This window comes from Acidovorax sp. GW101-3H11 (assembly GCF_001633105.1).
In the GTDB taxonomy this organism is placed as follows: domain Bacteria; phylum Pseudomonadota; class Gammaproteobacteria; order Burkholderiales; family Burkholderiaceae_C; genus Acidovorax.
In genome coordinates, this window is the sequence record NZ_LUKZ01000031.1 from 1 (window position 1) to 22,923 (window position 22,923).

Below are 22,923 nucleotides of genomic sequence, written 5' to 3' on the forward strand. Positions count from 1 at the left end.
GCTATGGCACCACCGACCACTTCATCGCCATGGCGTTCCTGATCGCTGGAAAGCTCACTCACCTGCCGGGCAGTCCTTTGCAAAAAGCAAGGGCCTGACCATGGCTATGGTGGGGAATGTGGCTTTCCACCCGAAACGGAAGAGAGCCATTTTTCTTGCAAGAGGCCCACCCCACCCGGGCTACACCAGCGGCACCGCCTTGTTCACCGGGTGCGACAGCACCAGCGCAGTGGACACGCTGCCAAAAGCCGCCAGCGCATCCACCACCCGCTCCAGGTCGGCGGGTTGGCCGAAGGCGCAGCGCACCACAAAACAGTCTTCGCCGGTCACGCGCACGGCGTCGAGCACCTCGGGCATGGACTGGAACAGTTGCACATAGCGCTGGATGTGCTCGTGCGTGGTGCGCACCCGCACCACGGCCTGCAGGCCCAGGCCCACGGCGGCGAGGTTGATGCGGGCGGAGTAGCCCGCAATCACGCCTGCGTCTTCGAGCTTCTTCACGCGCTCGCTCATCGCGGGCTGCGACAGGCCGATCTGTTTGCCCAGCGCCGACAGGCTCTGGCGCGCGTCGTGCTGCAGGGCCGTGAGGATCTGCCGGTCTTTTTTGTCCAGTTCCACAGCAGCGTTTCCTTTGTGTTTTGCGATGACTTCAAGGTTTGGGCGGGCGATTTCCGATGGGTGCCACTGGCCGAGGTGGCCGCAGTTTCCTATCGTTGGCGGGCAGTGATGGATCTGCTTTGACGACAAGGGAATTGAATGACGACGCGACCAGTTTTGCTCATTCCGGGCATCTACAACTCGGGCCCCACACATTGGCAGTCATTGTGGCAAACGCGGCATGCGGGCGTGGCGCGGGTGGAGCAGGCCGACTGGGACCACCCCGTGTGCGACACCTGGGTGCGCACGCTCGACGATGCGATTGCCGCGCTGCCGCAGCCCCCGATTCTGGTGGCCCACAGCCTGGGCTGCCTGGTGGCGGTGCACTGGGCCGCGCGCCACCACCGGGCCGTGCACGCGCTGCTGCTGGTGGCGGTGCCCGACCCCAGCGGGCCAAACTTTCCGGCCGACGCCCGGGGTTTTGCGCCGCTGCCTGCATCGTTGCCAGCGCTGCCCACCCAGCCCTCCATGACAAGACGGGTGCTGATGAGCAGCACCACCGACCCGTATTCCACCCCCGGCTTTCCGGCGCAGTGCGCCAGCGCCTGGAACGCCGAGCCCGTGGTGCTGGGCGCGCGGGGCCACCTCAATGCCGACAGCGGGCTGGGCGACTGGCCCGAGGGGTGGGCGCTGGTGGAGCGCTGGCGCGGCAAGTGAAGCCTGCTGCCCTATCGCTGCGGGGCGCCTGGCATCACGCGTTCAGCCGCCGCTAGTCTGTGCCTGGTCGATGATGAGGTACCGCTTGACCAGGTCGAAGAAGCTTTCGTAAAAGGTGTCTTTGGAGATGGTCTCGCTGCCCACCTTGACCAGCGATTCGCTGCTGGAAGAAAACGGCAGCGACACCGAGCCGATGGCGCCCACGCCCACGCTGGCGGAGTTGTTGGTCTTGCGCAGGGCGTAGGTGTCCTGCAATGCAGTCACAAAGCCCAGGCTCACCTTGCCGTCATTGGCCTCGGGCACACACACCACACGCACCACCATCTGCAGGTGCGATTCGGCCTCGGGCTGGAAGCTCTTCTTGCCCTCGATCAGCTCGGCCTGCTGGGTGGAGATGACGTAGCCTTGGCTCAGCAGCGCGCGGCGCGATGCCTCGCAGGTCTGCTGCGGCGTGGCGTCGAACAGGCGCGAGTAGGTGGCCACGGAGCCGAAGTTTTCCTGCACTTCGAAGGTCTTGACGGTGGTGCCCACGCAGCCCGCCAGCAGCAGGGCCGATGCACCGCCCGCCAGGGCCAAAGCCAGCGCCCGCAGCGGAGCCCGGGCTGGCGCGCGGGCCGCCGGTGCGGCGGGGGGCAAGGGGCAATGCGTCTGGGGTTTTGGTGTCATGTCGGGTTGTCTTGTTCACGCTGCGCAACAGGGTGCTCTGACGGCACAGGCCCGGCGCGGTTCCATCGATTTTAGGGAGCGGCCAGCCCACCGGCCGCTGCATGCCCGGGGTTTGGACAGGGTTTGTGCGCCGTGCCCACCCTCTTCCTGCAAGTTATACCCGCCGCATGTGCAACAGGTTGTGGATAAACCCCGGAACAACCCGCAGAACCCGCGCCGGTGCGTGGTTTCAGCAGGCTGCACATAAAAAGGGCATCCCGGCGCCCCTCAGGTCGCACGCCCTGGCGCGCTTCGGAAGCTTTGCCACAGCAGCTACACTATTGATAGCTATCAGCGCTTACCCATTGCGCCCAAGAGGCCTAAAAAGCTTGTAAAGCTGCCGACTCCCGCCTGTGCTGTCTTGCAGCCTCCTCCTCCACCTCCCCCCGCCGCCCCACCCGTGCCCCTCGCTTCCCTGCTCTGCCTGGTCGTCGCCATCAGCGACGGCGACACCCTCACCGCGCGCTGCGGCGCGCCCGGCGCCTACCAGCAGGTGAAGGTGCGCATTGCCGCCATCGACGCGCCCGAGTCGCGCCAGGCGTTTGGCCAGAAGTCGCGGCAGAACCTGGCACGGCTGTGCTTCAAACAGCGCGCCACGCTGCAGCCGGTGGACGAGGACAACTACGGCCGCACGGTGGCCCATGTACGCTGTGGCAGTGCCGATGTGGCCACGGCCCAGGTGCGCGCGGGCCTGGCCTGGGTGTACACGCCCTATGCCGAATCGCGCCCGGAGCTGGCGGCTTTGCAGTCGAAAGCGCGCAGCAGCGGCACCGGCCTGTGGTCGCAAAAACGGCCGCTGGCGCCGTGGGACTACCGGCACCGGCGCAGCCAGCGCTGAGCAGAGCCGAGCTGGGCTGAGTTGGAGAGGAATGGATCAGGTGCGCAGCAAAGCCAGCACGCCCTGGGGCATCTGGTTGGCCTGCACCACCATGGCGTTGCCCGCCTGTTGCAGGATCTGCTGGCGCGCCAGGGTGGCGGTCTCCACCGCAAAGTCGGTGTCGGTGATGCGCCCCCGGCTGGCCGAGAGGTTCTCGCTGCCGATCTGCAGGTTGGTGATGGCCGACTCCAGCCGCGACGACTGCGCACCGATGACGGCACGCTGGCTGTTCACGTAGTCGAGCGCGCGGTCTACCGACACGATGGCCTGCGCGGCCGAGGTGGTCACGTCCAGCGTGTTGCGCAGCCCCATGGCGCCCAGGCCAATCGCGCCCACGCGGGTTTCCAGGGTCTGGTTGGCGTTGGCGCCCACCTGGAAGACCTTGGTGCTGATCGCGCCGCTGGACGAGGCGATGTTTTCGTAGGTTTCGGTGAAGCCCTGCAGCGCGTCCTTGCCCGAGCGGCTGCCCTGGTTGGGCAGGGCCGCCTTGGCGTCACGCACCATGCCGCCGTCCACGTCGGCGCCGCCAATGGCGCCGGTGTCGGCATTGTTCAGGTCAAACCCGCCGATGAAGGCCGCGCCGTTGAGCGCGAACTGCGCCTGCACATCGGCCGCGTTGGTGAATGCGCCCGCCGAGGCGGCGCCAATGGCCGTGTCCAGCGTGGAGCCGGGGTTGTTGCTCATGTAGGTGAGCACATCCTTGATGCCGGTGCCGCCTGCCGTCTTGATGCGGTCGTGCATGTAGCGCACGGCCGAGTAGCTGGACGAGTAGAACTCACTGGTATTGCTGGGCCCGCCAATGGCCGCCACCACGGCGGCCACGCCCAGGTTGGCCACGTCGGCGCGCACACGCTCTTCGGCGCCGTGGATGAACTCGGCCGCGCCTTCGGCAAACCACAGGTGGCTGCCGGTGATGTTCTGCCAGTTGGTGGAGCGGGCCATCACGGCGTGCACCATTTCGTGGGCAATCACACGGTCGTTGTAGAACGGCGCAGAGCCGCCATTGGGCGGGTTGGGCGGCACGAAGTCGGCCATGTCCACCTGCAGCACCAGGTTGTTGCCCCGCCCCTGCCCGTCAAACCCGGTGACCTGCACGTAGGCGGCCACACCGCCCGCGTTGTCGGTAAAGCCGGTGTAGCGGATGTCGATGGCCGCGCCGTCGCCCTGCAGGCCGAAGTAGGTGCGGATGAGGTTCTCGCTGCTCTCCAGCCAGCTGCCTGCACTGGTCAGCCCGTCGAACACGGACAGCAAGTTCTCGTCGCCCACCACGCTGGCGTCGGAGCGGTCGAACACGTCCATGCCGTTGAACTGCGTGGTGCGCCCGGTTCGGTCGATCTCTGGCGCCAGCCGCGTCACCTCGGCCTGGATGGCCTGGCGGTCGGACGCGCTGTTGGTGTCATTGGCGGCCTGCACGGCCAACTCGCGGATGCGCTGCAGGCTGGCGGTGACGCTTTGCAGCGCGCCCTCGGCCGTCTGCATGAGCGACAGGCCGTCGTTGGCATTGCGCACCGCCTGGTTCAGCCCCCGGATCTGCGAGGTGAACCGCTCGGAGATCGCCAGGCCCGCCGCGTCGTCCTTGGCGCTGTTGATGCGCAGGCCCGAGGACAGGCGCTGCACGGTCGTGGCCATGTCGTTCTGCGCATTGCCAAGCCGGCGCTGCGCATTCAGCGACATTACGTTGGTGTTGATCGTCAACCCCATGGCCAGCTCCGCAGCTCCTGGTGAGTGGTGGTGATAAATACAAATACGCAGCTCCCGCCCCCCACGCCACAGCGCCGGAGCCCGGAAACCCGCTTCTCTTTCTCCTTATCGACGGGCTGCGGCAAAACCTGAATGGCGATTTCTGCGGGTCTTTCACTGAGAGACTGAGAGTCTCTAAGCCGCCAGCGCGCCAGGGGCATAGCCGCTAGGATCGAGGGGTCTCTCTCCCCCTTGGCCCGGCCCTTGAAGAGCTGTTTTCAGCCCCGCGCCAACCGCCCCTCCGTTGTCATGACCGCCCCCCCATCCCCAATTTCGGCGCCCGATGCCGAGCCCGCCAGCGTTTACCGCCATTCCGGTTTTGTTGCTTTTCTGATCGCCCGCGTGGTGGCCGTGGTGGCCACCCAGGTGCAGGCCGTGGTGGTGGCCTGGCAGGTGTACGACCTCACGCGCGAGCCGCTGGCGCTGGCCTATGTGGGCCTGGCGCAGTTCCTGCCCATGTTGTGCCTGCTACTGCCAGCGGGTGATTTGATCGACCGGTTTGCGCGCAAGCGCATCCTGGCGCTGGCCTGGGCGGTGGGCGGGGTGTGCAGCGCGTTGCTGTGGTGGCTGTCGGGCCACGGGGCCAGCGGGGTGGCGGGCATCTATGCCGTGCTGGTGCTGTATGGCTGCTCGCGCGCGTTCTCGGGGCCCGCCATGCAAAGCCTGTTGCCGCAGGTCGTGCCACGCGGGCATCTGGCGCAGGCCATGGCTGCCAACAGCATGCTGATGCGCGTGGCCAGCATCGGCGGGCCGCTGCTGGGTGGGCTGCTGTATGCGCTGGGCGGCGGCGAGCTGACCTATGCCATGTGCTGCGCCTGCTTTGCGCTGGGGGTGGCGCTGGTGCTGCGGGTGCCGGTGGCGCACGGCACGGCGCCCGGCCCCACGCAGGGCACGATGTGGCAGCGTTTTGGCGCGGGCATTGACTTCATCCGCTCGCGGCCCATCATCCTGGGCACCATCTCGCTGGACCTGTTTGCTGTGCTGCTGGGCGGCGTGGTGGCCCTGCTGCCCATCTATGCGCAAGAGGTGCTGCATGTGGGCCCCACAGGCCTGGGCGCGCTGCGCAGCGCGATGGCGGTGGGCGAGGTGGGTGCGGGGCTGTACCTGAGCATGCGGCCCTTCAACCGCCATGTGGGGCGCACCATGTTCATCGCCGTGGCGGTGTTTGGCGTGGCCAACCTGGTGTTTGCGCTCTCACACTGGTTCTGGCTGTCGTTTGCGGCGCTGATGGTGGCGGGCGCGGCCGACATGGTGAGCGTGTACATCCGGGGCGCGCTGGTGCAGTTCTCCACGCCCGACACCATGCGTGGGCGGGTGAACGCGGTGAACATGCTGTTCATCGGCTCGTCCAACGAGCTGGGCGAGTTCCGCGCGGGCACCAGCGCCGCCTGGCTGGGTGTGGTGCCCGCCGCCGTGGTAGGCGGCCTGTGCACGCTGGGCGTAGTGGGTGGGTGGATGCTGGCCTTCAAGACCCTGCGCACGGTGGACCGCTTCGAGGAAGCTGCGCAGGCCAGCAACTGAACGGTTTAGCTCTTCAGCAGTTCAGCGACGGCGCGACAGCCCGTGTAAACAAGCTCCGGGGCGTTTGTGTCGCGCAGGTAAAACCCGCGCAGCAGGCTTGCACGCCGCGTGGGGGCGGCGCACCATGCGCCCACTGCCTGCTCCCAAAGCGCGCCCCATGAACGCTCCTTTCGCCCCGCCCCCTGGCCCTCTTCACCGCCGCACCGTGCTCGCAGGCCTGCTGGGCCTGGCCGCCACCGCCCCGCTGGGCCTGGCCCGCGCCGCCGCCCCGGTGGGTGCCACAGGCTGGGCCCAGGCCGACGAAGCCACCCTGGCCCGCCTGCTGGACCGCGTGACCTGGGGCAACACCGCCCAAGGCGCACAAGCGCTGCCACCGCAAGGGGTTGCCGCCTACCTGGCCGCGCAGCTGCGCCCCCCGCCCGCCACGCTGCCGCGCGCGGCCCAGGCGCAGATCGACGCCATGGCCATCACCCGCACGCCCCTGCCCGAGCTGGCCGCGCGCATGGAGGCGCAGCACCAGGCCGCCAAGGCCCAGCCCACCGAGGATGGCCGCAAAGCCGCGCTCAAGGCCTGGCAGCAGGACATGCGCGCGCTGCAGCAAGAGGCGGCCGAGCGTTTTGTGCTGCGCGCGCTGTATTCGCCCACCCAGCTGCGCGAGAAGATGACCTGGTTCTGGATGAACCACTTCAGCGTGTTTGCGGGCAAGGGCCACCTGCGTGTGCTGGTGGGCGACTATGAGGAACGCGCCATCCGCCCCCATGCCCTGGGCCGCTTTCGCGACCTGCTGGGCGCTACGGTGCGCCACCCGGCCATGCTGCATTACCTGGACAACGCCCGCAACGCAGCAGGCCGCATCAACGAAAACTACGCGCGCGAGCTGATGGAGCTGCACACGCTGGGCGTGGACGGCGGCTACAGCCAGCAGGATGTGCAGGAGCTGGCACGCGTGCTGACCGGCGTGGGCATTGCGCGCCTGCCAGACGGCGACGAGCCCCCGCGCATGAAGCCCGCGCTGCGCCGCCACTACGTGCGCGAGGGCCTGTTCGAGTTCAACCCACAGCGGCATGACTGGGAGCCCAAGACCCTGCTGGGCCAGCCCCTGCGCGCCGAGGGTCTGGCCGAGGTGGACGAAGCGCTAGACCGCCTGGCCCGCGCCCCGGCCACCGCACGCTTCATCACGCGCAAGATCGCGCTCTTCCTGGTGGGCGACCAACCGCCGCCCGCACTGCTGCAGACGCTGGCCCGCACGTTCGAGCGCACCGATGGCGACATCGCCGCCGTGCTGGAGGCGCTGTTCAACGCACCCGAATTTCGCGCATCGCTGGGCCAGCGGTTTCGCGACCCGGTGCACTACGTGCTGGCCAGCCTGCGCCTGGCCCATGGCGACGCCGTGCTGCCCGGCGCCGAACCCGCGCTGGGCTGGCTGCAGCGCCTGGCCGAGCCCCTGTATGGCCGCGCCACGCCCGACGGCTACCCGCTGGATGCGGCGGCATGGGCGGGCTCGGGGCAGATGTCCACCCGCTTCGAGATCGCCCGCGCCATCGGCGCCGGGGTGGCCGCCACCCCCCTGCCCACCCCGCGCGAGAAGGAGATGAAGATGGCCGACCCATCTGCATTGCAGCGCACGCCCCCACCGCTGGCACAGAGTGCCTATGTGCGCGCTTTGCAGCCCACCTGGTCGGCCGCCACACGCAATGCGCTGGCGCAGGCGGCCTCGCCGCGTGAGTGGAACTTGCTGTTCCTTGCCTCCCCCGAGTTCATGCACGGCTAGAGCAAGATGGAGCACATCCCCCTGAGTCGCTTCGCGCCTTCCCCCTTCTCTCGAATTGCTCCGCGATTCGGGAAGGGGGACGCAGCCCGTGCGGCGGGGCAGCCCTTGCACGGCTGCCCTGGCTTAGGCCGCGCAAGCTCATGCGCAGCAGTCGATGGTGTGCGCGAGCGCGAATGAAAGGACAAGTCCATGCTGCACAGACGACACCTTCTTCAAGCCTTGGGCGCCAGCGCACTCGGCGTGCACAGCGCCAGCGCAATGGCCGCCCCCGGCGCGCAGGACGTGCGTTTTCTGCTCGTATTTTTGCGCGGCGGTTATGACTGCGCCAGCCTGCTTGTGCCCACGGCCAGCAGCTATTACTACGAGACACGGCCCAACATCGCCATCGCCCGCCCGGGGCAAGACGGCGGCGCGCTGCCGCTCTCGCCCGACTGGGGCCTGCACCCCGCGCTGGCCGATTCGATGCTGCCGCTGTACCAGCAGCGCCAGTTGGCCTTTGTGCCGTTTGCAGGCACGGATGACCTCTCGCGCAGCCACTTCGACACGCAGGACAGCATGGAGCTGGGCCAGCCCGTGGGCGGGCGGCGCGATTACCGCTCAGGCTTTCTGAACCGGCTGGTGGCCGAGCTGAACCCGCGCACCGGCAACCCCCCGGCCCCGGCCGCACTGCAGCCCATGGCCTTCACCAGCACCCTGCCCCTGGTGCTGCGCGGCGCGGTGGATGTCCCCAACACGCTGCTGAGCGCGGCGGCGGGCCGCAGCGGTGTGGACGCGCGGCAGGCGCAGCTCATCGAATCCATGTACCGGGGCACGCCGCTGGCCACGCCCGTGGCCGAAGGCTTTGCCACGCGCGAAGAAGTCGCCCGCACCATGCAGGGCGAGATGGAAGCCGCCAGCCGCAACGCGCTGAGCACCAAGGGCTTTGAAGGCACGGCCCGGCGCATGGCAAAGCTGATGCAGGCGCGCTACCAGATCGGTTTTGTGGACGTGGGCGGCTGGGACACCCATGTGGGCCAAGGTGCAGCCACGGGCGCGCTGGCCAACCGGTTTGACGAGCTGGGCCGGGGCCTGGCAGGCTTTGCCGACGAGATGGGCCCGGCGTGGAAGCACACCGTGGTGGCGGTGGTCAGCGAGTTTGGCCGCACCTTCCGCGAGAACGGCAACCGGGGCACCGACCACGGCCACGGCAGCGTGTTCTGGGTGCTGGGCGGTGGCGTGGGCGGCGGGCGCGTGGTGGGCGAGCAGCAGGCGCTCACGGCCACCACCTTGTTCCAGAACCGCGACTACCCCGTGCTCAACGACTACCGCGCCGTGCTGGGCGGGCTGTTTGCGCGCATGTACGGGCTGAACGCGGCCGCTGTGACACGGGTGTTTCCGGGGACGAAGGGGATGGATTTGCGGCTGGTGTAGCTTGCGTTGATTGCTATATATTTAGTAGCTATCAGCGCTTACCCATAGAGCGGCAGGGCCGATTTTTACTCAAAGTTGGCCTCTATTTCAGGCGTTGAAGGTGCCAGAAAGCAGTTCGGGCAGGCGCTCCACCTTCATCTTGAAGCCACAGGCCTGCGCGTGGCCGCCGCCGCCCATGCTTTCGGCGAGCGCGATGCAGTCGAAATTGCGCTGCGCACGCAGCCCCACCTTCACGCCTTTTTCGCCCGCGCTCCACATCAGCGCAAAGGTGCCGGTCTTGGCCGAGAGCATGTCGCCCACCAGGCTGTGGAACATGCCGGGCGCATTCACCATCAGGCCCGCAATGCCGTTGAACACCAGGGGCTGCGCGCCCTCGGCAATGTCGGCGCAGAGCTTCTTGTACTTCTCGTCCATGGCCGCGCCGCGCACCATGAACTGTGCGAGCTGCTCGGGGCTGAAGCTGGCAATCTCGCTCCAACGCGCAAAGTCCTGCGTCTCCATGTCGAGCGCCGAGAGAAAGCGTGCGCTCTCTTCAAACTCCCACTTCCAGATGTCACGGTCTTCCACATACTGCAGCAGCGCCGGAATGGGGGTGTGGGGGTGGAAGAACTCCCAGGCCAGGCGCGCGCCCGACTTGCTCATGTCAAAGTGCACCACCCCGCAGCGGCAGGCAAAGCCGGTGAGCTTTTCGGCCGCGCTCTTGTGGTGGTCCAGCATCACCAGCTTGGCGGCGCGCTCGTCAATGGCCTGCAGGATCTCGGCCGAGAACGAGAAGTCGAGGATGTAGACAGTGCGGCCCGCCACGGGCGGCAGGTCGTCCACCGAGAGCACATCGCCATGGTCCAGCCCCCGGTACTCGGCGCTTTCACCGTAATACAGCCAGGCAGCCAGCGCGGCGCCAAAGCCATCGGGGCAGTTGCGCCCGTGGTACAGGATCAGCGGCGCGGGGTCGTTCTTGTCGGGGGCAACCAGCAGTTGCAGGGGGAGTATGGTTTTCTTCGTCATGACCCCCAATTGTCGCTGGGGCAACAGACAGCAGCGAGCGCAAAGTGCGCAACCGCCCACGCGCCCGGCGGGAACCAACCGGCGCGGCCACACCTCCACCCCCTTGCGCCACACGGCGAAAGCCCTCCCCAAAGGCCCCCGATGTTCCAAACCCTCAAAGACCTGTTCGACAGCTTCACGCAGCCCACGCCGTCCCAGTCACCCGCCGAGCGAGCACACACCGTGCAGCTGGCCGCCGCCGTGCTGCTGGTGGAGGTGGTGCGATTTGATGCCGCGATGGACGACGCCGAGCGCACCACCGTGGTGACCGCCCTGCGCAGCAAGTTTGCGCTGAGCGACGACGAACTGGCCCGCCTGCTGGAGCTGGCCGTGACCACATCCCAGACCGCCTACGACTACCAGCGCTTCACCAGCAGCCTGAACGCGCACTTCTCGCAGGACCAGAAGATCCAGCTGGTCGAAGCCATGTGGCAGGTGGCCTATGCCGATGCGCACCTGGACGAGAACGAGATGCACACCATCAGCAAGGTGGCCGGGCTGCTGCATGTGACGCATGGGGAGTACATCGGCGCCAAGATGCGGGCAAAGGAAGCTGCATACGCTGGCCGGTCCCCACGTTGAAACGGGCACGGCCCAGACCGGTGCCGCAGCGCAAGGGCCGCCCTGCCGCAGGGGCGGCGTCCCAGTGCGAGGGGGAGCGCGAAGCAGCTCAGGGAGCTTGTTGATTCGGAGTCAACACCGCAGAAACCGTTCACGCTGAGCTTGTCGAAGCGCCGCGCGAGGCTTCGACAAGCTCAGCCCGAACGGATGTTTCCAATTCAAGAATGCCGCCCCAACAACTACACCGGCAGCCAGCGCCACCAGAACGGCTTGCGCTCTTCCTTGGCGCCCCGTGCCTGCAGCAAGGCGATGAACTCGGCGCGCCGGTACCGGCGCGCGGCCTCCAGCGGGGTCATGTCGTCAAAGTCGGAGCGCAGCCCGGGGTCGGCGCCGTGGACCAAAAGGTAGTGCGCGATGGCGTCGTGGCCGTGGATGAGGCTGGCCACCAAGGGCGTGCACAAGATCTCGGGGTGCTGGTAGTTGGGGTTCACGCCTGCACTGATGTGGTGGCGCACCAGCGCCAGGTCGCCCGCCACAGCGGCGGCGTACATGTCTTTCCAGTCTCCAGCGGACATACCTGGGCTTCCTTTCAGCGTTTGAGGCTTGCCAGTCTAGGCACAGCGCAGTGCGGCACAATCCGCGCCTTCCCTTATCTTCCCCGGCCTGTCCCGGTGGCGATGGATTCCTTCATGCACCCTCCCCTGCACATCCTCTGGCGCGACGAGCACCTGGTCACCGTCTACAAGCCCGCAGGCTGGCTGGTGCACCGCACGGGGCTGGACGCGGGCGAGACGCGGTTTGTGATGCAGACCCTGCGCGACCAGCTGGGCCAGCATGTGTTCCCGGTGCACCGGCTGGACAAGGGCACCTGCGGCGTGCTGGTGATGGCGCTGCACAGCGATGCGGCGCGCGCGCTGTCGCAGGCGTTTGAGCATGGCGCTACGCGCAAGCGCTACTTGGCGATGGTGCGCGGCTGGGCGCCGGAGGCCATCGAGGTGGACCACGCGCTCAAGCCCGATGACGCCCCGGCCGATGCGGCAGTGCAGGACGCCCACACCCGCTTTCGGCGGCTGGCGCAGCTCACGCTGCCCGAGGCCAGCGATGCGCGTTTTGCCACCACGCGCGCCTCGCTGGTCGAGGCCATCCCCACCACCGGGCGGCGGCACCAGATCCGCCGCCACCTCAAGCACCTGGCGCACCCCATCATCGGCGATGCCACGCATGGCAAGGGCCCGCTCAACCGCTGGTGGGCCGAGCGGCTGGGGCAGCAAAGGCTGTGGCTGCATGCCTGGCAGCTCACGGTGCCGCACCCAGTGACGGGCGCAGCGATGACGTTTGACAGCGGGCTGCAATGGCCGGGGCCTGCGGGCTGGGGCGGCGTACACGCCCCCGCCGACGATTCTGCTGCGCAGCCCTGCGCCGACTGGCAGCGGCTGTTTGCGCAGCTGCCCTGGCAAGAGACACCCGCCTCGGCCCCGTAACGCGGGCGACACGGCGACGGCACACCCGTCGAAATAATGGGCGCTCCCAAAAATCAGGAGACCCCGCCCATGACCACCCCCGCCACCAACCGCGTCCTTGCCCACACCGGCGCGCGCTACCCCATCATCCAGGCGCCCATGGGCTGGATCGCGCGCACGCAGCTGGCCTCGGCCGTGTCGCGCGCGGGTGGGCTGGGCATCATCGAGACATCGTCCGGCGAAACCGCCAACTGCCAGGCCGAGATCACCAAGATGAGCGCGCTGGGCCTGCCGTTTGGCGTGAACCTGCCCATCCGCTTTTTGAAGGACGACGCCATGCTGCGCTTTGTGTGCGCGTCGGGCGTGAAGTTTGTGACCACCTCGGCGGGCAGCCCAGCCAAGTTCATTGCGCCGCTCAAGGACGCGGGCATCACCGTGTACCACGCCGTGCCCACGGTGGACGCAGCGCTCAAATGTGTGGATGCAGGCATCGACGGCCTGGTGGTGGAAGGCGGCGAAGGCGGCGGTTTCAAGAACCCCGAGGAGGTCTCCACCCTGGTGCTGCTGCAGGCCATCCGCGCGCGGGTGGATGTGCCGCTGGTCGCGGCCGGGGGCATCTGCGATGGGCGCGGCATGGCCGCAGCCTTTGCGCTGGGGGCCGAGGCGGTGCAGATGGGCACACGGTTTGTGAGCTGCGCCGAAAGCCCCGTGCACGCCAACTACAAGAACGCCATCGTCGATGCGGGCGTGACGGGCACCTGGATGCTGAACACCAAGGCCAGCCCCTGCATCCGCGCGCTCAAGTCGCAGCGCACGCAGGCCATCCATGAGGCGGGCCTGATGCCCGCCGACAGCTTTGCAGGCATCCAGCGCGTGTACTTTGACGGTGACATGGAGGCCGCCCCTGCACTCGCAGGGCAAACGGCCGGGCTCATCGACTCCATCAAGACGGCGCAGCAGATCATTGAAGAGACGGTGGCAGAGTTTTTTGCGATCAGCCAGCGCATGGGCGCCCTGGCCGCAGCGCGGTCGTTTGGCTAGAGGCCGTATCGGCCCCGGGGGGCTGAGCGGTCGTGCTGGCGGCACAGCAACGCGATGGCGGTTGCGGCCTCCCATGCTGCTTTGGTGGGACCAAGGGGCGCCCTGGGATCAACCCAATGCACCGGGGGTCATGGCCCATCTGCTGGCAGGGTCACCTCCAGCAGGGAGGTGCAAGCACTATCCTCCCTCCACGCCCTCCCCCCGCGCCTTCCCACCCAACGCAGCCAACCAGGACCGCCCATGCCCCCAGCCATCCGCCGCTCCGCACCATCCCTTCGGGCCACTGTGTTTGCTGGCACCCTGGCAGCCGCCATGGTGCTGCTGGCCGGGTGCAGCACCGCGCCCCCTGCAGGCCAGCGGCCCGAGATGGCCCACCTGCCACTGCTGCGCGGATGGTTCGAGGGGCAAGAGGTGCTCTACGTGACCACCGATGTGTCTGACGCAGAGGTGGCCCAGGCAAAACACGCCAACTACGCACCGCTGCTGGCCCTGGCGCTGGCCGACGTTGCACCAGCCACGCCCGGCGGCATCCGGCGCCCCGGCGCCACCGACCGTGTGTATGGCACCACCAACTACCCGCAGGCCAGTGTTTTTGCCTCGGCCCCGCAACCCGTGGGGCCTGCCAACACGTTCACCGCTTACAGCCCGTTGTGGCAGCTGGTGCAGGTGACGTGGGTCCACCCGGCGCAAGCCCGCACGCTCCGGTCCGAGGAGGAGGTGCTGAACGCTCAGGAACAAGGGCTGGTGACACTGCGGGAGACCCGCGTGGTGCTGAACTGCCCCATCATCCATCGGGGGCGGCTGGGTGCCCTGCCAGGTGTCACGGTGGATGGGCCCACGCCCTGACAATCACCAGGGTTCAGCGCCCCAAACACCCCGAACCCAGCGCATTCCGCAGGCACCTGCTGCGCTACACTTTTTTGCCTTTTTCCTTGGTGCCAACCTGAAGCACCCGCGCCCTCCTCCACATGCAACGGCACAAACCTTTTTCCTGCGTTGTCTGCGCGCAGGCCACCGTCCCTGACACATGGCAGGCCCTCGCCAAGCTCTGGCAGCGCCCAGGGGGTTCCCATGTCTGACATGCGCCCCACGCAATCGTCTACTTCTGCCTCCACATCAGCCACCCTTCAGCCCCTTGCCGCGTCCGGCAACCTGCGCGGCATCGTCGCCATGGTGGCGGCCGTGGGTTTCTTCTCGCTGATGGATGCGCTGCTCAAGACGCTCACGGCGCACTACCCGGCCATGCAGGTCGCCGCGCTGCGGGGCTGGGCCGCGCTGCCGCTGGTGGCCCTGTATGTGCTGTGGCGCGGCGAGGTGCCCCGGCTGCTCAAAGTGCGCTGGCCGCTGCACCTGCTGCGCGGCGGGCTCAACGTGGCCATGCTGGCGCTGTTTGCGTTTGCCATCCGTGAGTTGGCGCTGGCCGAGGCCTACACGCTGTTCTTCATCGCGCCGCTGCTGATCACCGCACTGTCTACCGTGGTGCTGCGCGAAAAGGTGCGCGCCGCCCACTGGGTGGCGATTGCGCTGGGCATGGTGGGCGTGCTGGTGGCGCTGCGCCCCAGCCAGGAGGCGTTTTTTACCCTCGGCGCGCTGGCGGTGCTGGCGGCGGCGGGCTGCTATGCGGTGTCGGCCATCACGGGCCGCCTGCTCACGCGCACCGATTCAAGCGCCAGCCTGGTCTTCTGGACCACCACCCTGCTGGCGCTGGGCGCGGGCACGCTGGCCTGGCCGCAGTGGGTGGGTGTGGCCCAAGCGCACTGGCCGCTGGTGGCCGGGCTGGCCGTGACCGGGTTTGCAGGCCAGCTGGCCATCACCGAGGCGTTCCGCCACGGGCAGGCGTCGGTGGTGGCGCCGTTTGAATACACGGCCCTGGCCTGGGGCATGGGGCTGGACTGGGTGCTGTGGCAGACCGTGCCGGGCTACAGCACCCTGCTCGGGGGCGCGATCATCATCGGCAGCGGCCTGTATCTGGTGCGCCAGGAGCGCACGCAGGCCGTGGTGCCGCCCTGAAGGCACCGCCGCCACTGCACCATCGTCCGCGCATTGAATACTACAAATTCAATAGCAAACAAATGAATACCAGAGCGCGGAAACAGCCTATTTTTCTCAATAAGACCGGACACCCAGCCCATGCAAGCCCAAGACATCCTGCACTTCTGGTTTGAAGAACTCACACCCGCGCAGCACTTTGCCCAGAGCGACGCGCTGGACGCGCAGATCCGCACCCGGTTTGGCACCACCTGGCAGGCGGCGCAGCAGTGCGAGCTGTGGGCCTGGCGCGCCACGCCCCTGGGGCGCCTGGCCGAGATCCTGGTGCTGGACCAGTTCTCGCGCAACCTGCACCGGGGTTCGTCCCTGGCGTTTGCGCAGGATGCCCAGGCCCTGGCGCTCGCCCAGGAGCTGGTGGCCAGGGGCCACGACGCGGCGCTGACGCCCGCGCAGCGCGCCTTTGCCTACATGCCCTACATGCACAGCGAGTCGGCCGCCATCCACGCGCAGGCCCTGGTGCTGTTTGACCAGCCGGGGCTGGAGAACAACCTGCAGTTTGAAGTGCGCCACCGCGACATCATTGCGCGCTTTGGGCGCTACCCGCACCGCAATGCGGTGCTGGGGCGCAGCTCTACGCCCGAGGAGCTGGCGTTTTTGCAGCAGCCCGGTTCGTCGTTCTGAACGAACCCTGGCGCCAATATTTTTGAACTTGAAACACCCGTTCGGGCTGAGCTGGTCGAAGCCTTATGCGGCGCTTCGACAAGCTCAGCGTGAACGGTTTTAATTCACTCCGTCAGATTGGCCGCGTGAGGTACACCGCCTCGCGCCCCACGATGGGCTCGCGCGTGGGCATCATCACCGTGCAGTCGTCGCACAGCGCACGGATCTCGTGCGGGCCATCGGTGGCGATGAGTTCGCCCTTGGCAAACACCTCAAAGCCCTGCACGGGCCGCGCAAAGCGGAAGTCTGCCGTGCGCACCATGCAGGTCTCCAGCAGCTCGTAGCGGCGCTGTGCCTCGGGCGCGGGCCGGTCGGCCAGCGGGGCGATCAGGCCAAAGTGCGCCAGAAAATCCTGCGCCACCATCGTGGCCACATCCGCGGCCGATTGCAGGAAATGCTGCCCACACTCCACCACCAGGGCCACACCTGTGCCATCGGCCTGGCCGTGGCGGCCATGCTGGATGAGCGGCGTGCCCGAGCCCAGCCCGCTGGGCATCACCAGGTGCACGGGCGGGCGGCCCAGGGCCAGCGCGGCCTCGGCGTTGCGCGGGTAGGCGGGATAGACCCAGAAGGGCTGCACGTCCTGGCTGGTGGAATGGATGTCTAGGATGTGGTCGGCCGCCGCCACCACCGGGCGCAGGGCGCGGGCGCGTTCCAGCTCGGGGCTGTCTGCGGTGCCGTCCAGCTCGGCCGCCGACCACACGCGGTTGAGGTTGTGCACCAGCTGGCGGCTTTCAAACGGGCGGCTCTGGTCAAACGACGCGTAGGCGGCCACGTTGGCAAAGCTGATGGTCAGCGTGCCGATCAGCGGGCGCACGCCGGTATCGAGCAGGTGCGTGGCGGCCACCATGCCGCAGATCTCGTTGCCGTGGGTGAGGGCGTTGATGAGCACATGCGGGCCGGGCTTGCCGGACTCGAAGCGGTGCACATAGTCGATGCCCACATTGCCCTGGCGGTAGGCCGAGAGGTCGCGGGGCAGGACTTCAAAAACGGGGGGATTCTGGGACATGGGGTGGCAATTAATAAGACAACACATCATTGTCCGCGCAAAGCAGCCGCCGCGTGGCCTGCGTGTACGATGCCCCGCCACTGGCACCACCACTTCAACGCCCGATGCCCACTGCCCGACTTTGCCCGCTGGCCGATGTGGCCGCCCTGATCCCCGCCGACTGCTGGATGGCCGAGCGCCTGGCAGAGGACCCCACCGCGCTGGCCGATGAGACCGTGCTGTGGATCACCGGCGACGTGCAGTGGCCCGAGCTGCACCTGGACGCCCCCCTGGCCAGCGGCAGCCCGCAGCGCCGCTGGTGGCACAGCCTGCAAACCGGCGCGGACAACACGCCCATCCCCCGCTCGCTTTTTCTCATCCTGGTGGACGGCCACCTGAAGATCGACGGCGCGCTGACCTGCGACGACACCGATGGCGCCACCCACCTCATCGTCACCGGCGACGCCCAAGTGCACAACGCCGTGATCGGCGGGCAGCTGGTGCATGTGCAAGGCGCACTGCGGGTGCAGGACCTGCTGTGGGGCCACTACAACCACGGCGAGCTGCGCGTGCACGGCGGGCTGCAGGCCCGCGTGGCGCTGTTCACCGACGAATACCACCTGCACATCGCAGGCCCCGAGCAGGTGGAGTTTCTGCTGGACGAAGTGCGCCCCGTGCCGCACCTGGCAGAGTTCTCTGGCGAGGTGCTGGGCGCCGTGTTTGCCCCCGAGTGCCACAACGGGGCGGACGCGGGCGAGGACGGCCTGGCCGCCAGGCTGCACCGCCCCCAGGTGGTGGCCGCCGTGCGGGCTGGCGACAGCGCGGTGCACAGCAGCGCAGACATCCAGGCCGCCTGGCCGCTGGCACACGACCTGTGCGCCGACAACAGCATCAGCGTGCCAAACATCCTGGCCGTGGTGCACACGCCGGTCATCGCGCACAAGGAGCACAAGGCCTATGGCTGGTTCCAGCAGACCGACTTTTCGATCTGCCAGCGGCATGTGGACGAAGACGGCGACCAGCGCGACGACAACGTGTTCATCACCGTCTGGAAAACCTGGGACTTCTACCTTTCGGTCGAGCAGACGCCTGCGCCCCAGGGCCTGCTGCAGCGGCTGGCGGCCACGGTGCTGCGCCGCAGCGTGCCCACCACGCCGCAGCTCACCCTGCTGTACCGCCGCTACAGCCAGGGCGAACCCGGCGAATGGCAGGCGCTGGCCGAGGGCACCGACCCCGAAGCCTGGCAGGCCTGCCAGACCGCCTGGCGCGGCGTGCTTGACTACGTGCGCAAGGCCGTGGGCCAGCACCGCGCGCGCTACCCGCTCCACCAGCGCCTGGTGGCCACGCTGACGGCCGAACACATCGAGCGCTTCACCAGCCTGCCCGTGTTCACCGACCAGTACAACGACTGGTGGGACAGCGACCGCAACGGCTGGTGGGAGGGCGACATCTGGGTAGGCGCCCGCCAGCCCTGCATGCACGACGGCGAGCCCTGGGGCCGCGCGCTCAAGCTCAGCTGGCACAACGGAGACGACGCACCGGGCGACGACGAAGACAACGCCCACAGCGCCTACCAGATCAACATCGACGAAGCCCGCGAAGGGCCTGCGGTGGTCGAATTCACCTATGCGCAGCGCCAGAACGACAGCCGCGCCCCCCTGCCCCGTGGCGCGGCCGACCACATCGCCCGCCTGCTGCGCTTTTATGGCGCCGTGGAGGCCCGCATCCGCGCCCAGGCCGAGCAAGAGGCCGCCCGCCAGGCCGAGGCCCGGCGCATCGAGGCGGCAGTGCACCTGCTGGCCACCCCGCCCCTGGCGGCCGATGTGCCCGATGTGGCGGTCTTCCCGCTGGAATTGATGGAACTCTCGGCCCAGTGGCAGACCGACGGCCAGGCCTATGTGGCCACCGTGCGCGCCCACCAGCTGGCGCTAGACAACCCCGAGCCCGCAGCGGGCGATGAAGCAGCGGCAGGCGGCGAGAGTGACGACGACGAGGAGGAAGACAACCCCCTGTCCCCCGACCCACGCAAGGCCGCCGCCGCCACCGTGCTGCAGCTGGCACGCGTGGTGCACCGGCATGCCGATGCCGACCTGGGCGAGCGCTTTCGCCAGCGCTTTGCGTTTGCCCCCGATGCCTTTGTGCAACGCGCTGCCAATGCGGGCTGCTTCATCGGCCCGGTGATTGCGCTGGACGACGGCCGCGTGCTGGCCCGCATTGGCCCTGCCTACGACGACACCGCGCACTGGGTGGCCGTGCAGGGCCCGCACCACCAGCCCCTGCCCGCACTGCGCGGCCTGGGCCGCTCCCACAACCGGCACATCTTTGCGCAGAGCGACGGCCAGCAGATCACCACCCACCAGGGCTTTGGCGGCCCGGTGATCGCGCGTTTTGCCCCGCCCCGTGGCAACGAAGGCCTGCCACCCCATGTGCCCGTGGCGCCCGGCCCGCTGGGGCAGCGCTGCGACGAACTCATCCCCTTCAACGACGGCCAGCGCGTGCTGCTGCGCAACCCCACCGGCATCTACCTGCTCACGCCCACGGCCAACGGCAGCGGCGGCAGCGATGGCCACAGTGACGGTGGCGGCGTGCAACGCCTGCACCCACAGACCTTCGACGAAGACGGCCCCTACACCTGGCCCAAGAACCAGATGGACGAAGAGGTGGGTGGTCAGAACGTCACCGTGCTGGCCCTCGACATGCTGCACATGGCCCTCTCGCCCGACGAACGCCACATCGCCGTGGGCGACCAGGACAGCAGCCACATCCTGCTCGACGCCCAGGGCACCCTGGTGGCCGAATACGACCCGCAGTCGTCCTACCCGCACCACACAGCGTTCTCGCACGACGGCACACGCCTGTTCGCCAACTCCTGCCATCTGTACTGGGGCAGCACGCTGTCGGTGCCGCTCGCGCCACTGTCGCCGCCCTCGCCGCTCGCTGCGCAGGGGCAGCAACACGCGCCGCAGCCCGCGCCCACCGACGCAGAAGACCTGCCTACGCTGGACAACCGCTGCCGCGTCTACGCCTCGGCCACCCAGCCCGGCCTGGTCGTTCTGGGCGACGCAGACGGCTACCTGCACGCCATCAGCGACGACGGCCAGGCCCTGTGGCGCCACCACATCGGCAGCACCATCAGCGGCATGGATATGGCCCCCGACGGCAGCGTACTGTGGGCCGCCAGCTACGGCGGCTACCTGGTGCGGCTGGAGCGCAGCGAGGCGGGGATGGACCCGTATTCGATTGGGACCTCGCCGTATGTGGAGACCAGCCGGTGGATTTTTTGGGGGGATGAGGCGGGGCCGGTGCGGTGGTAAGGGTGCAACGGGGGCCCTTGGGGTATTCATGCTCCACCAGCTCACTCGCTACAGTCTGCTCGGAACCACCCTGCCGGATTTCACGGATTCACATACCTGAATACGCGAGCGGCATGGCGACTGTAGACCCAGGAGGCAAGCCATTCATTTGCCAGAATGTCCCGCCCACCCAGCCGGTTTGCGAAACACATTCAATTTGACTGCCTGGAACATGCCTCAGCACTACGACATCACATCGGCCACATTCGACGAATTTGTCGAATTCATGTTCGGCCGCGAGGTCACCCCGTATATCGAGAATGCGAACCCTGCCTCGCGTCCGTGGTACTGGGACGCTGACGTAAAGTTCGCCCCTCAAAAGACCCTAGCCTTCTACATACGGCTTTTCTCAGAGCCCGAATTCCTGCTTAACCGCTACACGGCGCCCCAACTCGAGCAGGCTTTTTGGGCCATACCCAGCTGCAACATAGATTGCTCTGTCGCATATCTGATTTGGAACACCAGACTGTCGTTCGAGATGCGCGAAAGCTGCATCCGCTCAATGTACGAACTGTATGCACGTCTGTTCGCAAAGGAGCCGCTTGAAAATTCAACGGACATGTGGTGGGACTCGCTGGCATATGACTGGCACTGCGGTATCCGCCTTCGCGCCAATGGCGGAGAGGATCTGGCCATGCAAGATGTGATGTTCGACACTCTGGTCCGGATCCTGAAACTACCGCAAGAGCATTGCCAGGGGGCAGCGCTTCACGGACTCGGCCACTTGCATCATCCTGAGACAGATACGGCAATTCAGTGCTTCCTCACTGAGCGCCCCAACATCGACCCTGAACTGAAAGCGTACGCGCTCTCAGCAGCAAAATTTGAGGTCTTGTGAGTGCAATCTCAGTTGGCAACTGACACGAAAGTCCCATTGATCTACTTTCGTCAGTCTGCTGTCCGTTGCTCATTTCTCCATTGAAGCACCCTGCGTCGTTGTTGCCACAGGGCCCCCTACCGAGCAATGCCAGCGCCCCTACTGCGGCACCAACTCCACCCGCCGATTCTTGGCGCGCCCCTCATCGCTGCTGTTGCTGGCCACAGGCGCCAAAGAAGCCACGCCGTTGCCCACCATGCGGTTGGCGGCAATGCCATAGTCCTTCACCAGCGCCGCAGCCACCGCATCAGCCCGGCGTTTGGACAGGGCCAGGTTGCTGTCGAAGCTGCCCACGCTGTCGGTGTGGCCCACCACGTGCAGTTTGACGGTGGACTCGGCTTTCAGGAAGGCGGCGATCTGATCCAGCGAGGGCTTGGACTCGGGCTTGACGTCGGCCTTGCCGGTGTCGAACAGGATGCCGTAGATGGCGACCTTGCCGCTCACGGTGATGGATTTGCTGATGTCGGACGCGCTGACGACCACCATGTTCTGTTCCATGGCCTTGGTCTCCAGGATGTCCACGGCGATGTAGGCGCCTTGTCTGGACTTGTAGGTGGCGTCTTCCTTGGGCCAGTCGATGGAGACCAGGCGCACGGTGGTGTTGCCCTTCTGGAAGGTGCCGGTGCGCACGGTGCTGGCGTCGGCGGCGTACATCACGTATTCGCTGCGGTTGTTCTTGATGTTGTCGCGCTGGCCGCTGCTGAAATTGGCCAGAAAGTTGGTGTAGCTGCCTGCTGCGCTGTCGCGGGTGGAGTCGTAGAGCGCGGTGAAGCCACTGGCCGCGAGGTCGTTGGCGTAGTTGCGGAACAGCTCCAGCGACCGCGTGGCGCCCGGGGCCTCATACCACAGGCGGGTGAGCTTGCCTTCGAGCGCCAGCGGGGGCTGCACATAGCGGCGCTTGTGGGCCTGCAGGTCAAACTCCTTGAAGGTGGAGGTCTGGAACTCCACGGCGTCGAAGTTGCGCGCCTCGTAGCCCACGATGGTGCTGCCGCCAAAACGCTTCACGGCTGGGTGGTCCTTGGCGCCGGGCAGGTCTTGCGCTGCGGCCGGGGCCTGGCTGGCCAGGGCCAGGAAGCCGAGGCACAGGGATGCGCCCCATTGGCGAAACAGTGTCTTGATCATGAACGCTCTCCGGTTGACTGCGTGGGTGCCAGTTGGCGACGCCATGATAGGAGAGGCACCGACCGCACACCACCCTGCGTGCGCGCACCCCTGCCCACTGCCCGCGCCTTTCGCGCAAAACGTCACGGATTGGCGCGGGCGGTGTCGCACCCGGCGCAGGCCCAAAGCGCACGAAAAACGCCGGTTTGTGCCGTACCATGCGGCACGGTCCCATCCCGAGACCTTTCAAGGAAATCCCATGGCCAAAGGTGAACAACGCAGCAACAAGATGGCGAAGAAGCCCAAGAAGGACACATCGCCCCCGAAGGAACACAGCGGCTCTGACCGCCCCATGGCGCCCATCACCAGCGTGATGCCCAAGGGCAAGGACAAGAACAAGTAGCCCGGCTGGGGGGGGCGCCGCGCACAAAGGGGATTTGCTATAAATAAA

At 67.3% G+C, this 22,923-nt stretch carries 21 protein-coding genes; 14 read left to right on the forward strand and 7 right to left on the reverse strand.

The window, feature by feature from the left end; all coding sequences use genetic code 11:
* Positions 1-180 precede the first annotated feature (180 nt).
* Positions 181-618 (reverse strand): Lrp/AsnC family transcriptional regulator, encoded by a 438-nt coding sequence (locus tag A1D30_RS21635; RefSeq protein ID WP_063462801.1) that lies wholly within the window; start codon positions 616-618, stop codon positions 181-183.
* Between the two features lie 138 nt (positions 619-756).
* On the opposite strand from A1D30_RS21635, the gene A1D30_RS21640 reads away from it, so the two are divergent.
* Entirely contained in the window at positions 757-1,314 is a 558-nt protein-coding gene (locus A1D30_RS21640; protein WP_063462802.1) for an alpha/beta fold hydrolase, read from the forward strand.
* A 42-nt stretch (positions 1,315-1,356) separates the two neighbouring features.
* Here A1D30_RS21640 and A1D30_RS21645 read toward each other — a convergent pair whose 3' ends face one another.
* Positions 1,357-1,890: a DUF2242 domain-containing protein gene (locus tag A1D30_RS21645; RefSeq protein ID WP_242422003.1), complete on the reverse strand. Its 534-nt coding sequence runs from the start codon at positions 1,888-1,890 to the stop codon at positions 1,357-1,359.
* Between the two features lie 529 nt (positions 1,891-2,419).
* On the opposite strand from A1D30_RS21645, the gene A1D30_RS21650 reads away from it, so the two are divergent.
* A complete protein-coding gene (locus A1D30_RS21650; protein ID WP_063462803.1) occupies positions 2,420-2,857 on the forward strand; it encodes a thermonuclease family protein in 438 nt (145 codons plus the stop codon).
* A 36-nt stretch (positions 2,858-2,893) separates the two neighbouring features.
* Here the strand turns inward: A1D30_RS21650 and A1D30_RS21655 are convergent, their stop codons facing one another.
* Positions 2,894-4,597, reverse strand: a complete 1,704-nt coding sequence (locus A1D30_RS21655; protein ID WP_063462804.1) for a flagellinolysin — start codon at positions 4,595-4,597, stop codon at positions 2,894-2,896.
* 288 nt (positions 4,598-4,885) lie between these two features.
* On the opposite strand from A1D30_RS21655, the gene A1D30_RS21660 reads away from it, so the two are divergent.
* The 3 genes from A1D30_RS21660 (at position 4,886) to A1D30_RS21670 (ending at position 9,338) form a co-directional block, all read left to right on the forward strand.
* Positions 4,886-6,157 carry an MFS transporter gene (locus A1D30_RS21660; protein ID WP_063462805.1) on the forward strand — a complete coding sequence of 424 codons (1,272 nt, stop codon included), beginning with the start codon at positions 4,886-4,888 and terminating at the stop codon, positions 6,155-6,157.
* Positions 6,158-6,314: 157 nt separating this feature from the next.
* Positions 6,315-7,928 (forward strand): DUF1800 domain-containing protein, encoded by a 1,614-nt coding sequence (locus A1D30_RS21665; RefSeq protein WP_242421987.1) that lies wholly within the window; start codon positions 6,315-6,317, stop codon positions 7,926-7,928.
* Positions 7,929-8,117: 189 nt separating this feature from the next.
* Positions 8,118-9,338, forward strand: coding sequence for a DUF1501 domain-containing protein (locus A1D30_RS21670; protein WP_199866027.1), 1,221 nt, complete (start codon positions 8,118-8,120; stop codon positions 9,336-9,338).
* Positions 9,339-9,425: 87 nt separating this feature from the next.
* Here A1D30_RS21670 and A1D30_RS21675 read toward each other — a convergent pair whose 3' ends face one another.
* Positions 9,426-10,343, reverse strand: coding sequence for a DHHA1 domain-containing protein (locus tag A1D30_RS21675; protein ID WP_063462807.1), 918 nt, complete (start codon positions 10,341-10,343; stop codon positions 9,426-9,428).
* A 141-nt stretch (positions 10,344-10,484) separates the two neighbouring features.
* Here A1D30_RS21675 and A1D30_RS21680 point away from each other — a divergent pair, with 141 nt between their 5' ends.
* Positions 10,485-10,964 carry a TerB family tellurite resistance protein gene (locus A1D30_RS21680; protein WP_063462808.1) on the forward strand — a complete coding sequence of 160 codons (480 nt, stop codon included), beginning with the start codon at positions 10,485-10,487 and terminating at the stop codon, positions 10,962-10,964.
* Between the two features lie 218 nt (positions 10,965-11,182).
* Here the strand turns inward: A1D30_RS21680 and A1D30_RS21685 are convergent, their stop codons facing one another.
* Positions 11,183-11,518: an ankyrin repeat domain-containing protein gene (locus A1D30_RS21685; protein ID WP_063462809.1), complete on the reverse strand. Its 336-nt coding sequence runs from the start codon at positions 11,516-11,518 to the stop codon at positions 11,183-11,185.
* Positions 11,519-11,632: 114 nt separating this feature from the next.
* On the opposite strand from A1D30_RS21685, the gene A1D30_RS21690 reads away from it, so the two are divergent.
* The 5 genes from A1D30_RS21690 (at position 11,633) to A1D30_RS21710 (ending at position 16,114) form a co-directional block, all read left to right on the forward strand.
* Entirely contained in the window at positions 11,633-12,424 is a 792-nt protein-coding gene (locus A1D30_RS21690) for a pseudouridine synthase (protein WP_063462935.1), read from the forward strand.
* Between the two features lie 69 nt (positions 12,425-12,493).
* Positions 12,494-13,444, forward strand: coding sequence for a nitronate monooxygenase (locus A1D30_RS21695; RefSeq protein ID WP_063462810.1), 951 nt, complete (start codon positions 12,494-12,496; stop codon positions 13,442-13,444).
* A gap of 240 nt (positions 13,445-13,684) precedes the next feature.
* On the forward strand, positions 13,685-14,290 hold the full coding sequence (locus tag A1D30_RS21700) for a hypothetical protein (RefSeq protein WP_131798514.1): 606 nt from the start codon (positions 13,685-13,687) through the stop codon (positions 14,288-14,290).
* 234 nt (positions 14,291-14,524) lie between these two features.
* Complete coding sequence (locus A1D30_RS21705; protein WP_063462811.1) at positions 14,525-15,454, forward strand: DMT family transporter; 930 nt, start codon at positions 14,525-14,527, stop codon at positions 15,452-15,454.
* 120 nt (positions 15,455-15,574) lie between these two features.
* Entirely contained in the window at positions 15,575-16,114 is a 540-nt protein-coding gene (locus A1D30_RS21710; RefSeq protein WP_063462812.1) for a DUF924 family protein, read from the forward strand.
* Positions 16,115-16,226: 112 nt separating this feature from the next.
* Here A1D30_RS21710 and A1D30_RS21715 read toward each other — a convergent pair whose 3' ends face one another.
* Positions 16,227-17,162, reverse strand: coding sequence for a succinylglutamate desuccinylase/aspartoacylase family protein (locus tag A1D30_RS21715; RefSeq protein WP_063462813.1), 936 nt, complete (start codon positions 17,160-17,162; stop codon positions 16,227-16,229).
* 104 nt (positions 17,163-17,266) lie between these two features.
* On the opposite strand from A1D30_RS21715, the gene A1D30_RS21720 reads away from it, so the two are divergent.
* Both A1D30_RS21720 and A1D30_RS21725 read left to right on the forward strand, forming a co-directional pair.
* On the forward strand, positions 17,267-20,455 hold the full coding sequence (locus A1D30_RS21720; RefSeq protein WP_063462814.1) for a hypothetical protein: 3,189 nt from the start codon (positions 17,267-17,269) through the stop codon (positions 20,453-20,455).
* Between the two features lie 211 nt (positions 20,456-20,666).
* Positions 20,667-21,332, forward strand: a complete 666-nt coding sequence (locus A1D30_RS21725; protein WP_063462815.1) for a hypothetical protein — start codon at positions 20,667-20,669, stop codon at positions 21,330-21,332.
* Between the two features lie 138 nt (positions 21,333-21,470).
* Here the strand turns inward: A1D30_RS21725 and A1D30_RS21730 are convergent, their stop codons facing one another.
* A complete protein-coding gene (locus A1D30_RS21730) occupies positions 21,471-22,493 on the reverse strand; it encodes an OmpA family protein (RefSeq protein WP_063462816.1) in 1,023 nt (340 codons plus the stop codon).
* Positions 22,494-22,731: 238 nt separating this feature from the next.
* Between A1D30_RS21730 and A1D30_RS26120 the strand changes: the two genes are divergently transcribed.
* Complete coding sequence (locus A1D30_RS26120; protein ID WP_199866028.1) at positions 22,732-22,875, forward strand: hypothetical protein; 144 nt, start codon at positions 22,732-22,734, stop codon at positions 22,873-22,875.
* The last annotated feature ends 48 nt before the right edge of the window (positions 22,876-22,923 follow it).

Excerpts from the sequence above, each read along its gene's own strand:
- A1D30_RS21640 (WP_063462802.1), top strand. The coding sequence starts at position 757 with ATGACGACGCGACCAGTTTTGCTCATTCCGGGCATCTACAACTCGGGC.
- A1D30_RS21655 (WP_063462804.1), bottom strand. The coding sequence starts at position 4,597 with ATGGGGTTGACGATCAACACCAACGTAATGTCGCTGAATGCGCAGCGC.
- A1D30_RS21660 (WP_063462805.1), top strand. The coding sequence starts at position 4,886 with ATGACCGCCCCCCCATCCCCAATTTCGGCGCCCGATGCCGAGCCCGCC.
- A1D30_RS21665 (WP_242421987.1), top strand. The coding sequence starts at position 6,315 with ATGAACGCTCCTTTCGCCCCGCCCCCTGGCCCTCTTCACCGCCGCACC.
- A1D30_RS21670 (WP_199866027.1), top strand. The coding sequence starts at position 8,118 with ATGCTGCACAGACGACACCTTCTTCAAGCCTTGGGCGCCAGCGCACTC.
- A1D30_RS21675 (WP_063462807.1), bottom strand. The coding sequence starts at position 10,343 with ATGACGAAGAAAACCATACTCCCCCTGCAACTGCTGGTTGCCCCCGAC.
- A1D30_RS21680 (WP_063462808.1), top strand. The coding sequence starts at position 10,485 with ATGTTCCAAACCCTCAAAGACCTGTTCGACAGCTTCACGCAGCCCACG.
- A1D30_RS21685 (WP_063462809.1), bottom strand. The coding sequence starts at position 11,518 with ATGTCCGCTGGAGACTGGAAAGACATGTACGCCGCCGCTGTGGCGGGC.
- A1D30_RS21690 (WP_063462935.1), top strand. The coding sequence starts at position 11,633 with ATGCACCCTCCCCTGCACATCCTCTGGCGCGACGAGCACCTGGTCACC.
- A1D30_RS21695 (WP_063462810.1), top strand. The coding sequence starts at position 12,494 with ATGACCACCCCCGCCACCAACCGCGTCCTTGCCCACACCGGCGCGCGC.
- A1D30_RS21700 (WP_131798514.1), top strand. The coding sequence starts at position 13,685 with ATGCCCCCAGCCATCCGCCGCTCCGCACCATCCCTTCGGGCCACTGTG.
- A1D30_RS21705 (WP_063462811.1), top strand. The coding sequence starts at position 14,525 with ATGCGCCCCACGCAATCGTCTACTTCTGCCTCCACATCAGCCACCCTT.
- A1D30_RS21710 (WP_063462812.1), top strand. The coding sequence starts at position 15,575 with ATGCAAGCCCAAGACATCCTGCACTTCTGGTTTGAAGAACTCACACCC.
- A1D30_RS21715 (WP_063462813.1), bottom strand. The coding sequence starts at position 17,162 with ATGTCCCAGAATCCCCCCGTTTTTGAAGTCCTGCCCCGCGACCTCTCG.
- A1D30_RS21720 (WP_063462814.1), top strand. The coding sequence starts at position 17,267 with ATGCCCACTGCCCGACTTTGCCCGCTGGCCGATGTGGCCGCCCTGATC.
- A1D30_RS21725 (WP_063462815.1), top strand. The coding sequence starts at position 20,667 with ATGCCTCAGCACTACGACATCACATCGGCCACATTCGACGAATTTGTC.
- A1D30_RS21730 (WP_063462816.1), bottom strand. The coding sequence starts at position 22,493 with ATGATCAAGACACTGTTTCGCCAATGGGGCGCATCCCTGTGCCTCGGC.
- A1D30_RS26120 (WP_199866028.1), top strand. The coding sequence starts at position 22,732 with ATGGCCAAAGGTGAACAACGCAGCAACAAGATGGCGAAGAAGCCCAAG.